This window comes from Brevundimonas sp. Bb-A, from assembly GCF_009394735.1.
Taxonomy (GTDB): domain Bacteria; phylum Pseudomonadota; class Alphaproteobacteria; order Caulobacterales; family Caulobacteraceae; genus Brevundimonas; species Brevundimonas aurantiaca.
Genome location: NZ_CP045456.1, coordinates 343,085 through 356,170, shown reverse-complemented (window position 1 = coordinate 356,170; position 13,086 = coordinate 343,085). Strand labels below are relative to the sequence as shown.

Sequence of the window (13,086 nt, the reverse complement as noted above, 5' to 3'; positions counted from 1 at the left end):
CAGCCTCGCAGTCAGCCACATGATACTGACCTGCCCCGCCTGCGCCACCAGCTATTTCATTCCCGACGACGCCTTGGGGGCGAACGGCCGCAAGGTCCGCTGCAAATCCTGCGGCGAGGTGTGGCGGGCGAGCCCCGATGAACCGCTGGAGCTGAGCGTCGCGCCCGAACCGCGCGTCATCTCTACGCCCGAGCCGGAAGCCGTCTCTGAGCCCGCCAGCCTGGCCGAAACCCCGGCGCCGGAACTGCCCAAGGCCTTCCGCGCCCGCGCCGAACAGCAGCGACGCCTGCGTCGGGCCGCAACCCACGGCGTGGTCTGGGCCGGTCTGGCCAGCGTCTTCCTGGGCCTGATCGTCTCGGCCTTCCTGTTCCGGATTCAGGTGGTCGACGCCTTTCCCCGCGCCGCGGCCGCCTATGCTGCGGTCGGCGCCCCGGTGAACCCCGTCGGCCTCGACTTCGAGGCCATGAGCGCCAAGGAGGTTCCTTCGCGGCCCGGCATGGTCCTGGTCTCCGGGGCCCTGCGCAACGTCCGTGACACCGAGATCGTGGCCCCGCCGGTGCGGGTGGCCCTGCTGGACGAACACGGCGCCGAGATCGGCTTCAAGCTGGTGACCATCGACGCTGCGCCGGTCCTGCCCGGCAAGGTGCAGGGCTTCGCCGTCCTGATCCCCGACCCCGGCGGACACGCCGCCGACATCGGCGTCAACTTCGTCACCGCCGAGACGCCGCACGCCGCGCCGAACGGCCACGCACCGGCTCCCCACGGGTCGCCCGAAAGCCATGGAGACGAAAGCCATGGGGCCGAGGCCCACGGCGAGGCCCATGCGCCGCCCGCCGCCGCCCACGCTCCGGCCGATCATGCGCCGGCCGCCGCCTCTGAAGGCCACGCGCCCGCCAACGCCCATGCGGAACTGGCGCCGGCCTCCAACGGCCTGCGTTCGGCGGTGGCGCCGGGGATGGGCGGCCGTCAGGCCGCTCCGGTCGAGGCCCGACCCCTCGCGACGGTGGACAGGGCTCATGGGGAGGCGGTATCCGCCTCTCATGGCTGATCCTTCCCCCACGCCGACCGTTCTCCTGGCCGAGGCCGACATCGCCCGCATCGTGGCGGACCTCGCCGCCCGCATCGCCCCCGTCACCGATGACGAGACGGTGGCGGCCGTCCTTCTGACCGGGGGGCTGTGGTTCGCCGCCGACCTGACCCGCGCCCTGTCCCGCATCGGCCGCAACGTTCGTTTCGACGCGCTTTGGCTCGCCTCCTATGGGGACGAGAAGACCAGCCGGGGCGCGATCGACGTCTATGCGCCGTTCCAGCGGCCGATCGCTGGGCGCAAGGTGCTGATCCTGGACGACGTCTTCGACACCGGCCTGTCCTTGGCCGAGGCGGCGCGGATCGCGCGCGAAGGCGGGGCGTCCGAGGTCCTGACCTGCGTCTTCGCCCGCAAGCCCTGGCCCGCCCCCCGCGCGCCCGAGCCGGACTTCGTCGGTTGGGAGGCGCCGAACCGGTTTCTGGTCGGATACGGCCTGGACAACGCCGGCGGCCTGCGCGGCCTGCCGGACATCTGCGCGCTGGACTGACGATAAAAGCGGCCGGTTCGGCGTTGACTCTGAGACGCCCTTCCGTATATGTCGCCGCTCTTCGCCCCCGGGGGTCCTCCCGGAGGGCGTATTCTTTTTTGCGTTTGCGCTGAGGCTTCAACATGTACGCGGTGATCAAGACCGGCGGCAAGCAGTACCGGGTTCAACCGGGCGACACCATCGTCGTCGAAAAGCTCGACGGCGACGCCGGCGCTGAGCTGAAGTTCGACAGCGTCCTGATGCTGGGCGGCGACAACGGCGTGACCGTCGGCGCGCCCCTGGTCGACGGCGCCTTCGTCGGCGCCACCCTGATCGAGACCCGCAAGGGTGAGAAGATCAAGATCTTCAAGAAGATCCGTCGCCAGGGCTATCGCCGCACCAACGGCCATCGTCAGATGGAATCGGTCCTGCGCATCACCGGCATCGAAGGCGCCGGCCAGTCCGCCAAGTGGGACGGCAAGGTGGAGCTGATCACCAAGGCCGAGATCAATCTGCGGGCCCGCGGTCTCGCGACCCGCGGCGCGACCTCGTCGCTGGGTTCGACCGAGACGGTCGTGACCGAAGCCGACGGCGCCGACGTCAAGGCGGCCGTGGTCGAGAGCTCGGCTCCCGCCAAGAAGGCTCCGGCCAAGAAGAAGGCCGCGCCCAAGGCTGAAGCCGCCGGCGACGAAGCCTAAGACATTCACCGGCGCCCCGGCGCCAGACCAGTTAAGAGAGACGTCCTCAAGTAGGCCGACAGGCCGGTAGGACACTCAGGAAAGACGGAGCGGCAAGATGGCTCACAAGAAATCCGGCGGTTCGTCGCGCAACGGTCGCGACTCTGAGTCGAAGCGCCTCGGCGTGAAGAAGTTCGGCGGCGAGCGCGTGCTGGCCGGCAACATCATCGTGCGTCAGCGCGGCACCACCTTCCACCCGGGTGAGAACATCGGCATGGGCCGCGACCACACCCTGTTCGCCCTGACGAACGGTGCGGTGAAGTTCACCACCAAACGCGGCGGCCGTTGTTACGTCTCGATCCTTGCGGCGAATGACGACGCCGCCCAGGCGCTCGCCGCCGAGTAACGCAGTCTGGAACATACCGGATCGCGTTGCTCACCGAAGCAGCCGATCCGGACCAGGGAACTATTCCGCGGGGTGTCTGGATCACCAGGCTCCCCGTTTGCGTTTCCCCGCCTCGAAGACCGCCCGAGCCCTCCAAGGAGGCGGTCCGAACGGAGGCGAACGCCATGTGCGTCATCGAAACCTCTCCCGTCGTGGAGACCCGGCGCCTGATCCTGCGCGCGCCTGCGCCGCAGGACGCGCCGCGCATCGCGGCCCTGGCCAATGATCTGGACATTGCGCGCATGACCAAGCGCATGCCGCACCCGTTCCGCATCGAGGATGCGGAAGACTTCGTCATTCAGGTCGCCTCCCAGGATCCGGCGCGGGCCAACACCTTCGTCATCGAGCATGAGGCGGAAGGGCCGATCGGGGTGATCGGCCTGTTCGAAGGCGAGGACCGGGTGCCCGAGACCGGCTATTGGATCGGCAGAGACTATTGGGGGCGCGGGTTTGCGACCGAGGCGCTGGACGGCGCCCTTGTCTGGGCCGGACGGCGGTGGAAGCGGCGCGCCCTGGTCGCCGGCCATTTCGCCGACAATCCGGCGTCGGGCCGGGTGCTGGAGAAGGCGGGCTTTCTCTACACCGGAGAGACCCGTCGCGCCTGGAGCCGCGCGCGGGGCGCCGAGGCGGACACGCGGATGATGGTCTGGCTGGCCTGAGCCGCGCCTCTCGATCAGCCCGCCAGGCCGGGGCCGTAGACCACAGCCGCTCCGACCAGGCCGGCCAGCAGCATGGCGCTCGCCCCGGCGATGAAGGCGGCCGCCGTGCGCGCGCGGCGACGGCGCACGCCGCCCGACCGATACTGGCGGACCAGGATCATCGGACCCCGGGTGAAGGCTTCGGACCCGATGATATTATGCTGGGACATCAAGACCCTCCCCTGATCGTCGGCGACATGCGGGGATCAGTCGGGGGCGGTCGCGGCCAGAAGATGGCGATCCCCGTTACCGGAATCGCAACTTCGTGAGCTTCATCCGTACGGAGACGGTTCGGCGGCTCAGCCGCAGAAGATCAGCCGCCCGTCGTAAGTCCGGTAGAAACCGCTGGCCGGATCGTAGGAGCGATAGGAGGCGCGGCACCAGGCGACGCGATAGGGGTCGCGCGGCGTCCCTCCATAGCCCCCGCCGGAGGGAGGGCCGTAGCCGTCGTCTGGGCCGTAACCGACGCCCCCGCCGGGATAGACCAGATCGGGCCGTCCGTAGGGACCGGGATAGACGACGGGTCGGCCCGGGTAACGGCCAGGACCATAGCTGGGCGCCCAATAGCGGTCGCTCCAGCCCGGATGGCGGGCCGGTCTCCGGTCGCGCCAGACGGCGCCGCAGTCGGTGCGGCCGGCGTCCCAGAAACGGTCGCAGCGATAGTCGCCCGGCCGGTCCGCTTGGCCGTTGAAGTCGTAGCCTCGACGGGCGTCGCCGTCCCGGCTCCGGTCTCCATGGCCGTAGCCGTACTCATAGCTCCGGTAGGAGCCGTAGCTGGAATAGGATTGGGCCAGGGCCGGGGCGGCGGCCGCAAGGGCGGCCGAGGACAGGGCGAGAAGGGCGGCGATCGAGGCGGGTCTCATGTCGGTCTCCCTGGACGCGCCCGGCGGGCCGCCGGGCTTGGGCTCAAGGGTGGAGGGGGACGCTAAGGCTCGGCTTACAGGGTGACATTGACGACCTTGCCGCCGCGCGTGTCAACGCGGCGCATCAGGACCAGGGGCGGCTCGTCGCCCGTCCGCACCGGCACGATCAGGAACCAGCCGCCGTCGGGCAGGCCGCTGAAACGGAACCGGCCGTCGCGGCAGGGCTCGGATCGGACAAAGCCGGTGTAGTCGGCGCTGGCGTCGGGCACGGTGCGGGCCCGAACCACGGCGGCGGGGACGGCGGCGCGGTCGGTGGAGCCGTAGAGGGTGCGGAAACGAGCGCGGGTATAGGGGGTCTCGGGCGTCAGGCCGGCCGAGGCGACGCAGGCGTAGGACTTGCCGTCCTGGGTATAGGCGACGCGGCCCTCTATGGCGGCCTGGCCGGTGCGCTGGGACCAGGCGAAGTCGGCCGCGTTGAAGGCGGCGGGGCCGCCGGTCGGGGCGCCGGCGGGGAAGGTCGTGGGGGCGCAGGCCGAAAGGGCGGCGGCCGCGACGGCGGCCAGGGCGAGGGGGCGGATCGACATGGGGGCTTCCTTCCGAGAATCCGGCCCCCAGGGGAAGGGCCGGGATGCGACAGTCCATTATCGCACGACCCACAACGCCCTCGCCACGGTCAAGGTTGCACCCTCTGGACCCGGAACCGACAAAGCGCGAAAGAGGCGGCGGAAATGCTCGGGCGCAGCGCCCGGCAGGCAGTACTGGAGCGCGCCTATATGACCGTCACCTTCGCCGATATCGAGGCGGCCCGAGGCCGGATCGCCGGTCAGGTGGACCGCACCCCGGCCCGCTATTCGCGCAAGCTGTCGCAGCTCACGGGCGCAGAGGTCTGGGTCAAGTTCGACAATCTGCACTTCACCGGCAGCTTCAAGGAGCGCGGGGCGCTGAACCGGCTGCTGATGCTGACCCCCGAGGAGCGCAAGCGCGGCGTGGTCGCAGCCAGCGCCGGCAACCACGCCCAGGCCCTGGCCTATCACGGCGGACGGCTGGGGGTGCCGGTCACCATTGTGATGCCGGAGGGCACGCCCTTCGCCAAGATCAACGGCACCCGGTCGCACGGGGCGACCGTGGTGATCGAGGGGCTGGACTTCACCGGCTCGACCGAGGCGGCCAAGCGGCTGGAGGCGGAGAAGGGCTACGTCTTCGTCTCGGCCTTCGACGACGAAGGCATAGTGGCGGGCCAGGGGGTCTGCGCCATCGAGTTCCTGGAGGACGCGCCGGATCTGGAGGCCCTGATCATTCCGATCGGCGGCGGCGGCCTGATCGCCGGCTGCGCCATCGCGGCCAAGGCGATGAAGCCGGACATCAAGGTCTTCGGGGTGGAGGCGGCGCGCTATCCCTCCTTCACCGCCAAACGGGCCGGAAAGCCCCCGGTCTGCACCGGCCAGACCATAGCCGAGGGCATCGCCATCAAGGCGGTCGGCGACATCCCCTTCGCCCTGGCCAATCCGCTGGTCGACGAGGTCTTCGTCTGCGAGGAGGCGGACTTCGAACGGGCCGTCTCCTATTTCGTCACCTATGAGAAGACGGTGTCGGAAGGGGCGGGCGCGGGCGGTCTGGCGGCGCTTCTGGCCTATCCTGATCGGTTCAAGGGGATGAAGGTCGGGCTGGAGCTGTGCGGCGGCAATATCGATCCGCGGATGCTGGCGGTGGTGCTGAACCGCGAGATGGTCCGTGAACGGAGGTTGATCGTCTATCGCATCCTGGGCGACGACCGGCCGGGCATGTTGTCGGCCATGGCGGCGGTGATCGGCGGCCTGGGCGGAAACATCATCGACGTGGTCCACAACCGCCTGGCCCTGGACGTGCCGGCCAAGGGCGCCGAGTTCGACATCATGGTCGAAACGCGCGATAGCACCCACGCCGACGAGATCGGCGAGGCCTTGAAGGAACGCGGCTATGAACTTCGGATGGGGTAGGGCGGCGCTGCTGGCGGCCGTGTTGCTGGCGGGCTGCGGCCGATCCGAGCCGGTCGATCCGAACGCGGGCAAGGCCGAGGCCGTCGCCTTTCTGGAGAAGAACGCCAAGGAAGAGGGCGTCGTCACCCTGCCCAGCGGGCTTCAGTACAAGGTCGTCCAGTCGGGCCCGGCCGGCGGCGTCAGTCCGGACCGCAACGACCTGGTCAAGGTCGATTACGAGGGCAAGCTGATCGACGACACCGTCTTCGACAGCTCCTTCGCGCGCGGCGCGCCGGCCATCTTCACCCCCGAGGAGGTGGTCAAGGGCTGGACCGAAGCCTTGCAGAAGATGCATGTCGGCGACGAATGGATCCTCTATGTGCCGCCCGAGCTGGGCTATGGCGAACGCGCCAGCCCCAAGATTCCGGCCAATTCGGTCCTGATCTTCCGGCTGAAGCTGCTGGACGTGGCCAAGGCGCCGGGCGGCGGATCGGGCGTCGGGACCGCGATGGGGTGAGGCCCGCACGATCCGTCTTCTCCCCACGTCGTGGGGAGGAGACGAAAAGTGCACTGCGAATTTTTTGAGTGCACTTTCGTGCAGATTTTTGCGATCGGCTCGCAGCGTTGCGGTGAATGTCAAAGATCAGGACGGCAGTATAACCGTCTCGGCGCGCGCGGTGGGTTGAAGAGCGCTGATTTCGAGCAAGCTTTTGAAATCGCGTCCGTCCATCGCGTGGGTCATGAGGACCAAGCCGTTTCGGACCGCCGCCATTCCTCCAGAACCTGGGGATCGGTTTCGGTCGTCGCCTGGGCCAAGGCCGCAAATTCGGCGGGCGGCGTCAGCTGCGACAGGGCCCAGACGGCGGCGCCGCGCACCAGGGGCGAGGGGTCGGCCAGCAAGGCTTTCGTCGGGGCGATCAGCGTCGCGTCACCCGAGTTTCCCACGGCGTAGAGCACGTTCCTGAGAAACCGGTCGCGTCCGATCCGCTTGACCGGGCTCTTGGCGAAGAGGGCGCGGAAGGCGGGATCGTCCAGCGTCAGCAGGTCGGACAGGCGCGGGCTTTCAAGGGCCGGGCGGGGCTGAAGCCGGATTTCGCGGGCCTCTTGCGCGAACTTGTTCCACGGACAGACGGCTAAACAGTCGTCGCAGCCATAGATGCGCGATCCGGTCAGGGTGCGGAACTCGACCGGCCAGGGACCGCCGAATTCGATGGTCAGGTAGGAGAGGCAGCGTCGGGCGTCGAGCTGGAACGGGGCGGGGAAGGCCTTGGTGGGGCAGGCGTCGAGACAGGCGGTGCAGCGGCCGCAGTGTTCGGTCTCGGCCGCGTCCGGCTCGATCTCGGCGGCGGTCAGGATCGTGCCCAGAAACAACCAGTTGCCGTGGGTGCGGCTGAGCAGATTGGTGTGTTTGCCCTGCCAGCCCAGTCCGGCGCGCTGGGCCAACGGCTTTTCCATCAGGGGGGCGGTGTCGACGAAGACCTTGATGTCGGCGCCGTTGCGGGCGGCGATCTGGCCCGCCAGCTGTTTCAGCCGGCCCTTGATGACCTCATGATAGTCGTCGCCGCGCGCATAGACCGAGATGTAGCCGGCCGAGCGGTCGGCCAGCTGATCCAGCGGGTTCTGGTCGGGGCCGTAGTTCATGCCGAGCACGATGGCGGTCCTGGCCTCGTCCCACATGGCGGTGGGGTGCCGGCGGCGGTCCAGGGTGGTCTGCATCCACGCCATGTCGCCATGCCGGCCCTCGTCCACGAAACGCCGCAGCCGCTCGCCCGCCGGCCAGGCGTCGGCCGCCGAGGCGAAGCGGCAGACGTCGAAGCCGAGCTCGGTCGCGCGCCGGCGGATGAAGGTTTTCAGGCGGTCGGACACGGGGCGGGGATAGCACGAAATCGGGCGAGGAAGACCTTCCCCCGCTTGCGGGGGAAGTGTCAGCGCGTCGAGCGGAGCGAGACGGCTGACGATGGGGGAAGTTCAGCCTTTGGCGACACTTCCCTCTCCGACCCTGGTCCGCTGCGCGGACGCCGGGCCACCTCTCCCGCAAGCGGGAGAGGATTCTGGGGCGGTCATTCGGTCGATGCGGCGCCGTCGAACAGCTCAAGGATTTGGGCCTGGATGTCGGGCGACCACGGGGCGATCAGGGCGGCGAGCCGGTCGCGGTCGCCGGCGAACAGGGCGCGGCTGGCCTCTTCGAAATCGGGGGCGTCGCCGGCTGTTTCGACCATGAAGCCATAGGCGGCCTCGGTGCGGCGGCGCCGCGCGTCGTCGTCTGCGCCGGTCTTGCGGGCCTGGTCCACCAGACGCCGCAGGGCGGCCGAGGCGCCCCCCGGCTGGCTGGCCAGCCAGTCCCAGTGGCGGGGCAGGAGCGTGACCTCGCGCGCGGCGACGCCCAGGCGCGGACGGCCGCGCCTGGCGGCCGGAGCGGCTTCTGTCTCGCGGAGGTCCAGGTCGACCGGCCGACCGGTCGCCAGATCGAACACGCGCAGCGCGGCTTGAGGCGCCGCCTCCAGGGCCTTGCGCAAGGCGGCCGCTACAGCGGCGTCCGAGCCTCTGGCGATGCGGCGGGGGCCGTCGAACAGAACCAGATTGCGATTTTCGTCGCCCATGTATTTACCCGGATGAAATTAGTCGTCATATTTATACCCGGATAAATAAGAGAGCGCCATGACCCAGACAGATCGCAAGACCCTGATCGCGGAATATAAGGAGCGGCCGACCATCGCCGGGGTCTATGCTGTGATCTGCAGCGCGACGGGCCAGGTCTGGGTCGGCAAGAGCCGCCACATCGACACCGAACAGAACGGCCTGTGGTTCGCGCTGCGTCACGGCGGCAGCCCCTATCGGTCGCTCCAGGCGGCCTGGAAGGCGCACGCACCCGAGGATTTCCGCTTCGAACAGCTGGACCGTCTGCCGGAGGACGTCTCGGACCTGCGCCGCAAGGATGAGCTGATCAGTCGAGCGAAGCTGTGGATCGCGCGATTGGGGGCCGAGGCGCTTTAGAAGTCCAGATCGGCATACCACCCCGACGGCGGCACGCCGACGAAGCGGTCGGCCAGCAGGGGGCGGAAGCAGGGGCGGGATTTGACCTTGGAGTACCAGAGCTTCAGCGCGGGCCAGTGGGTCCACTGGACCTCGCCGAAATAGTCGAGGACCGACAGGTGGGCGGCGGCGATCAGGTCAGCCTGGGACAGGCGGCGGCCGGCCAGCCAGTCGCGGGCGGCGACCAGCTCTTCCAGCATGGCGAGGTGGGATTTCAGGGCGTCGCGGCCGTGGCGCAGGGCGCGGGCCTCGGGCGGGCCGAGCTTCAGCAGGGGTTTCTCCATCCGCTCGTGCAGAAGGACGGCGTCGACCTCGTCGGTGAAGCGGCGCTCGAACCAGCCGGTCAGGCGGCGCGCTTCGGCCCGTTCGGCAGGGTCCGCCGGCAGGAGCAGGGGGGACTTCTGCTGGTCCTCGATCCAGCCCAGGACGGCGGGCAGTTCGCACAGGGTCAGGGGGCGACCGCGGTCGGTCGTCTGGACGACGGGCGGCAGGCCCGAGGGGTTCAGATCATTGACCGGGCAATCCTCTTCCCACGGACGAACCGGCGTATCGGTCCATTCGATCCGCGCCTCGCCCAGGCCCAGGCGCGCCGCGCGCGAGGCGGGCTGGAAGGGGAAGTGGAACAGGACGCAGGAGCCGGACATAGGCCCTAGATGCGCCCGCACCCGTTAATGTCCGTTTACCGCATCGGCGGGGCTGTCAGGACCAGGGGCCTTTGGGCGGGGCCGGCGGCGTGTCCGCTCCAGGGGCCTGGGCCTCGGCGGCGGGCGCCGGTTCGGACGCGGCGGGGGCGACGGCGCGCCGGCGCGGGTCGGCGTGGATCAGGATGTCGGCCGTGGGATAGTGGCTGAGCACCCGGTGTTCGGCCTCGACGACGATGGCGTGGGCCGCCTCCAGACGCAGATCGGGGTCCAGATCGACATGCATCTGGATCATCATGACCGAACCGGCCATCCGGGTGCGCAGCTGGTGGACGCCCTGGATGCGGGGGTCGGCCAGGACGGCCTGGGCGATGGCGGCGCGGTCGCTTTCCGGGACGGCGCGGTCCAGCAGATGGTCGGCGGCGGCCCTCAACATGCCGATCGCGCCCCAGAACAGCCAGACGGCGACCACCAGTCCGGCGGCGGCGTCCAGCCCCGGCGCGCCGAGGAAGGCGCCCGAGATCACCCCGACCAGCACCACCAGATTGGAGGCCAGATCGGCGGCGTAATGGGCGCGGTCGCCCGCGACCGCCAGGGAGCCGCTGGTCTTCAGGGCGCGGGTCTGCATCCAGACCAGCCAGCCCGTGACGGCGATGGAGGCGATGACCACCCCCACGGCCCAGCTTCCGGCGGTGACGGGACGCGGGTCGAAGATGCGCTGCAGCCCCTCCCAGCCGATGAACAGGGCCGAGGCGAAGACCAGACCCGCCTGGACCAGGGCCGCCAGGGCCTCGCCCTTGCCGTGGCCGTAGCGATGATCCTCGTCCGGGGGCGCGGCGGCCCAGCGCACGGCGAAGAAGGTGGCCAGGGAGGCCGCCAGGTCCAGAACCGAATCCGTCAGACTGGCCAGGATGGAGACCGAGCCGGAGGCGCCCAGGGCGAAGGCCTTCAGCGCGATCAGGGTCAAGGCCGCCCCGACCGACAGCCGCGTGATGCGGCGCGTGGCCAGATGCGGATCCTCCGAAGGGGGCGGGGCGGGCGGTCGGGCGGGGGCGGGCGTCGGCGTCATCGGCTGGTCTTGTCGCGCAATCGTGGCGGAAAGCCAACCGGGGCGCTCATTTGGACTGGTCCAACTGGATCGGGCGCGTCATTAGGATTAAGGAGACGAAACGGCGCTATGTCGGTTTCCGTTCATACGGGGCATCGGTCGTAGTCGTGGGGGCGGCATGGACGCTGACGAACGCTGGATCGCGAGACATGAGGCCCTGACCCGCCTGGGGGTCAAGGCCCAGACCCTGTACGCCTATGTCAGCCGGGGGCGGATCGCCGCCCGTCCCGACCCCGCCGACCCCCGCAGAAGCCTGTACGCCGCCGCCGACGTGGCCCGCCTGTGCGGCGACGGGGCCGAAGGCGAGACCGAGGTGCGGGCGCCGGTCGTGGGGGCGGCGGCGCGCGGCGAGGCCGACATTCAATCCTCCGTAGGCCTGATCGCCGAAGGCCGGCTGTTCTATCGCGGTCTGGACGCGGTGCAGCTGGCTGAGACGGCGACCGTCGAGGCGGCGGCCCGCCTGCTGTGGGACGTGCGGGACGGGGACCCCTTCGTCGGACTGAAGCCGCGTATCGATCCGATCGTCGGCGGTTCGACCCAGAGGCGGGTTCTGGCCGTACTGGGCCGTCGCGCGATCGAGGACCGCTCCCTGCGCAGCCACGACCCGGCGGGACTGAAACAGGAGGCGGCCTCGCTGCTGAACGAGGTGGTGGACAGCGTCTCCGGCCCCGGCCCGCGCCTGTATCTGCACCAGCGTCTGGCGCGCGGCTTCAAGGCGTTCGAACGCGACAGCCATCTGATCCGCCGCGCCCTGGTGCTGGGGGCCGACTGCGGTCTGGACGAGGCGGTGCTGGCGACGCGGGCGGCGGCCTTCGGCGGCGCGCCCCTGGCCGGGGCGGTCCTGGCCGGGATCACCACCCTGAGCGGCGCCCCCCTGGGCGAGCTGGGCGAGGTCGTGGCCTATGTGGGAGAGGCGCGGCGCGACCCGTCGGGCGCGGCGCGACGTTGGCTGGCCCTGAAGGGCGGGGTTCCGGGCTTCGAGGAGACGGCGGCCTTCGGCCGGGTCGATCCGCGGGCGCGGGCGCTGTTGGAGGCGGCGGGGCTTCCGGCCGATCTCCAGGCCCTGCTGGTCGAGGGCGAGGCGGCGGCGGGGCGGCCCGCCGGCTTCGACCTGGCCCTGGCCCTGACGGCGCGACGGCTGGACCTGGGGCCGACGGGAGCGGGCGACTTGCTGCTGCTGGGGCGGCTGGTCGGCCTTTTGGCCCATGCTGTGGATCAGGCGACGGACGGCTCGCCTATCCGGGCGCGATTGCGCTATGTGGGGCCCGAGCCGGGCGCGCACTGACCTCCGGCCTGTGACGGGGACTTCATGTCGGACTGGCTTGCGGCGATCATTCTCGGCCTGGTCGAAGGACTGACCGAGTTCATTCCGGTGTCCTCCACCGGGCACATGCTGCTGCTGGGCCATTTCATGGGCTTCCAGAGCGCGGGCAAGACGTTCGAGATCGTCATCCAGCTGGGGGCGCTGCTGGCCATTATCAGCGTCTATTTCAAACGGCTGTGGACCCTGGCGACGCGCTGGCCCTTCGATCCGGAGGCCCGGCGGTTCCTGATCGGCCTGCTGCTGGCCTTCGCCCCGGCGGTGGTGATCGGCTTCCTGGCCTACGACTTCATCAAAGACGTGCTGTTCGAAACGCCCCAGGTGATCTGCGTCGCCCTGATCGTCGGCGGGGTGATCCTGTTGGCCCTGGACCGGATGGACAAGCGGCCGCAGTGGCTGGACGCCAGCCAGTATCCGATGCGGGTCTATTTTCTGATCGGCCTGTTCCAGTGCCTGGCCATGATCCCCGGCGTATCGCGATCCGGCGCCACCATCGCCGGCGGCCTGTTGCTGAAGACCGACAAGCGGTCGGCGGCCGAGTTCAGCTTCTTTCTGGCCCTGCCCACCATGGGGGCGGCGGTGGCCTATGACCTATTGAAGAACCATAAGACGCTGGACTTCAGCGACGTCGGTCTGATCGCGGTGGGCTTCGTGGTGGCCTTCCTGACGGCCCTGGTGGTGGTGCGCTTCCTGCTGGACTTCGTCTCCAAGCACGGCTTTGGCCCCTTCGCCTGGTGGCGGATCGTGGTCGGGGTGGTCGGTCTGGCCCTGTTGCAGGCGGGGTTCTGACGC

General features: G+C 69.7%; 17 protein-coding genes. 10 read left to right on the top strand and 7 right to left on the bottom strand.

Going from position 1 to position 13,086, the window contains the following annotated elements:
* Window positions 1-19 precede the first annotated feature (19 nt).
* From BSP_RS01840 to BSP_RS01820, 5 genes are all read left to right on the top strand, one after another.
* A complete protein-coding gene (locus tag BSP_RS01840) occupies window positions 20-1,048 on the top strand; it encodes an MJ0042-type zinc finger domain-containing protein (RefSeq protein ID WP_152949123.1) in 1,029 nt (342 codons plus the stop codon).
* A complete protein-coding gene (locus BSP_RS01835; protein ID WP_152949122.1) occupies window positions 1,041-1,574 on the top strand; it encodes a phosphoribosyltransferase in 534 nt (177 codons plus the stop codon). Before BSP_RS01840 ends, BSP_RS01835 begins: the two co-directional genes overlap by 8 nt.
* 122 nt (window positions 1,575-1,696) lie before the next feature.
* A complete protein-coding gene (rplU, locus tag BSP_RS01830) occupies window positions 1,697-2,251 on the top strand; it encodes a 50S ribosomal protein L21 (protein WP_152949121.1) in 555 nt (184 codons plus the stop codon).
* Window positions 2,252-2,348: 97 nt separating this feature from the next.
* On the top strand, window positions 2,349-2,636 hold the full coding sequence (rpmA, locus tag BSP_RS01825) for a 50S ribosomal protein L27 (protein WP_054764155.1): 288 nt from the start codon (window positions 2,349-2,351) through the stop codon (window positions 2,634-2,636).
* Window positions 2,637-2,800: 164 nt separating this feature from the next.
* The gene (locus tag BSP_RS01820; RefSeq protein WP_054764154.1) at window positions 2,801-3,334 is read left to right on the top strand and encodes a GNAT family N-acetyltransferase; all 534 of its coding nucleotides are present in this window, start codon (window positions 2,801-2,803) and stop codon (window positions 3,332-3,334) included.
* 14 nt (window positions 3,335-3,348) lie between these two features.
* Here the strand turns inward: BSP_RS01820 and BSP_RS01815 are convergent, their stop codons facing one another.
* From BSP_RS01815 to BSP_RS01805, 3 genes are all read right to left on the bottom strand, one after another.
* Complete coding sequence (locus BSP_RS01815; protein ID WP_152949120.1) at window positions 3,349-3,543, bottom strand: hypothetical protein; 195 nt, start codon at window positions 3,541-3,543, stop codon at window positions 3,349-3,351.
* Window positions 3,544-3,672: 129 nt separating this feature from the next.
* On the bottom strand, window positions 3,673-4,236 hold the full coding sequence (locus BSP_RS01810; RefSeq protein ID WP_152949119.1) for a BA14K family protein: 564 nt from the start codon (window positions 4,234-4,236) through the stop codon (window positions 3,673-3,675).
* A 74-nt stretch (window positions 4,237-4,310) separates the two neighbouring features.
* A complete protein-coding gene (locus BSP_RS01805; RefSeq protein WP_152949118.1) occupies window positions 4,311-4,820 on the bottom strand; it encodes a hypothetical protein in 510 nt (169 codons plus the stop codon).
* Window positions 4,821-5,009: 189 nt separating this feature from the next.
* Between BSP_RS01805 and BSP_RS01800 the strand changes: the two genes are divergently transcribed.
* Together BSP_RS01800 and BSP_RS01795 are read left to right on the top strand one after the other, a co-directional pair.
* Entirely contained in the window at window positions 5,010-6,212 is a 1,203-nt protein-coding gene (locus tag BSP_RS01800; RefSeq protein WP_152951025.1) for a threonine ammonia-lyase, read from the top strand.
* Window positions 6,193-6,708, top strand: coding sequence for an FKBP-type peptidyl-prolyl cis-trans isomerase (locus BSP_RS01795; RefSeq protein WP_054764150.1), 516 nt, complete (start codon window positions 6,193-6,195; stop codon window positions 6,706-6,708). The genes BSP_RS01800 and BSP_RS01795 overlap by 20 nt, the downstream gene beginning before the upstream one ends.
* Before the next feature lie 221 nt (window positions 6,709-6,929).
* On the opposite strand, the gene queG is transcribed toward BSP_RS01795, so the two are convergent.
* Together queG and BSP_RS01785 are read right to left on the bottom strand one after the other, a co-directional pair.
* Entirely contained in the window at window positions 6,930-8,057 is a 1,128-nt protein-coding gene (gene queG, locus BSP_RS01790) for a tRNA epoxyqueuosine(34) reductase QueG (protein WP_152949117.1), read from the bottom strand.
* Window positions 8,058-8,251: 194 nt separating this feature from the next.
* On the bottom strand, window positions 8,252-8,791 hold the full coding sequence (locus BSP_RS01785; RefSeq protein WP_152949116.1) for a DUF2239 family protein: 540 nt from the start codon (window positions 8,789-8,791) through the stop codon (window positions 8,252-8,254).
* Between the two features lie 58 nt (window positions 8,792-8,849).
* Here BSP_RS01785 and BSP_RS01780 point away from each other — a divergent pair, with 58 nt between their 5' ends.
* Window positions 8,850-9,185 carry a GIY-YIG nuclease family protein gene (locus BSP_RS01780; RefSeq protein WP_152949115.1) on the top strand — a complete coding sequence of 112 codons (336 nt, stop codon included), beginning with the start codon at window positions 8,850-8,852 and terminating at the stop codon, window positions 9,183-9,185.
* On the opposite strand, the gene BSP_RS01775 is transcribed toward BSP_RS01780, so the two are convergent.
* Entirely contained in the window at window positions 9,182-9,868 is a 687-nt protein-coding gene (locus BSP_RS01775) for a glutathione S-transferase family protein (RefSeq protein WP_152949114.1), read from the bottom strand. The two genes, BSP_RS01780 and BSP_RS01775, sit on opposite strands and share 4 nt — an antisense overlap.
* A 55-nt stretch (window positions 9,869-9,923) precedes the next feature.
* On the bottom strand, window positions 9,924-10,934 hold the full coding sequence (locus BSP_RS01770) for a cation diffusion facilitator family transporter (RefSeq protein WP_152949113.1): 1,011 nt from the start codon (window positions 10,932-10,934) through the stop codon (window positions 9,924-9,926).
* 157 nt (window positions 10,935-11,091) lie between these two features.
* Here BSP_RS01770 and BSP_RS01765 point away from each other — a divergent pair, with 157 nt between their 5' ends.
* Together BSP_RS01765 and BSP_RS01760 are read left to right on the top strand one after the other, a co-directional pair.
* Complete coding sequence (locus BSP_RS01765; RefSeq protein ID WP_227976014.1) at window positions 11,092-12,258, top strand: citrate/2-methylcitrate synthase; 1,167 nt, start codon at window positions 11,092-11,094, stop codon at window positions 12,256-12,258.
* Window positions 12,259-12,282: 24 nt separating this feature from the next.
* The gene (locus BSP_RS01760; protein WP_152949111.1) at window positions 12,283-13,083 is read left to right on the top strand and encodes an undecaprenyl-diphosphate phosphatase; all 801 of its coding nucleotides are present in this window, start codon (window positions 12,283-12,285) and stop codon (window positions 13,081-13,083) included.
* The last annotated feature ends 3 nt before the right edge of the window (window positions 13,084-13,086 follow it).

Excerpts from the sequence above, each read along its gene's own strand:
- BSP_RS01840 (WP_152949123.1), top strand. The coding sequence starts at position 20 with ATGATACTGACCTGCCCCGCCTGCGCCACCAGCTATTTCATTCCCGAC.
- BSP_RS01835 (WP_152949122.1), top strand. The coding sequence starts at position 1,041 with ATGGCTGATCCTTCCCCCACGCCGACCGTTCTCCTGGCCGAGGCCGAC.
- rplU (WP_152949121.1), top strand. The coding sequence starts at position 1,697 with ATGTACGCGGTGATCAAGACCGGCGGCAAGCAGTACCGGGTTCAACCG.
- rpmA (WP_054764155.1), top strand. The coding sequence starts at position 2,349 with ATGGCTCACAAGAAATCCGGCGGTTCGTCGCGCAACGGTCGCGACTCT.
- BSP_RS01820 (WP_054764154.1), top strand. The coding sequence starts at position 2,801 with ATGTGCGTCATCGAAACCTCTCCCGTCGTGGAGACCCGGCGCCTGATC.
- BSP_RS01815 (WP_152949120.1), bottom strand. The coding sequence starts at position 3,543 with ATGTCCCAGCATAATATCATCGGGTCCGAAGCCTTCACCCGGGGTCCG.
- BSP_RS01810 (WP_152949119.1), bottom strand. The coding sequence starts at position 4,236 with ATGAGACCCGCCTCGATCGCCGCCCTTCTCGCCCTGTCCTCGGCCGCC.
- BSP_RS01805 (WP_152949118.1), bottom strand. The coding sequence starts at position 4,820 with ATGTCGATCCGCCCCCTCGCCCTGGCCGCCGTCGCGGCCGCCGCCCTT.
- BSP_RS01800 (WP_152951025.1), top strand. The coding sequence starts at position 5,010 with ATGACCGTCACCTTCGCCGATATCGAGGCGGCCCGAGGCCGGATCGCC.
- BSP_RS01795 (WP_054764150.1), top strand. The coding sequence starts at position 6,193 with ATGAACTTCGGATGGGGTAGGGCGGCGCTGCTGGCGGCCGTGTTGCTG.
- BSP_RS01785 (WP_152949116.1), bottom strand. The coding sequence starts at position 8,791 with ATGGGCGACGAAAATCGCAATCTGGTTCTGTTCGACGGCCCCCGCCGC.
- BSP_RS01780 (WP_152949115.1), top strand. The coding sequence starts at position 8,850 with ATGACCCAGACAGATCGCAAGACCCTGATCGCGGAATATAAGGAGCGG.
- BSP_RS01775 (WP_152949114.1), bottom strand. The coding sequence starts at position 9,868 with ATGTCCGGCTCCTGCGTCCTGTTCCACTTCCCCTTCCAGCCCGCCTCG.
- BSP_RS01770 (WP_152949113.1), bottom strand. The coding sequence starts at position 10,934 with ATGACGCCGACGCCCGCCCCCGCCCGACCGCCCGCCCCGCCCCCTTCG.
- BSP_RS01765 (WP_227976014.1), top strand. The coding sequence starts at position 11,092 with ATGGACGCTGACGAACGCTGGATCGCGAGACATGAGGCCCTGACCCGC.
- BSP_RS01760 (WP_152949111.1), top strand. The coding sequence starts at position 12,283 with ATGTCGGACTGGCTTGCGGCGATCATTCTCGGCCTGGTCGAAGGACTG.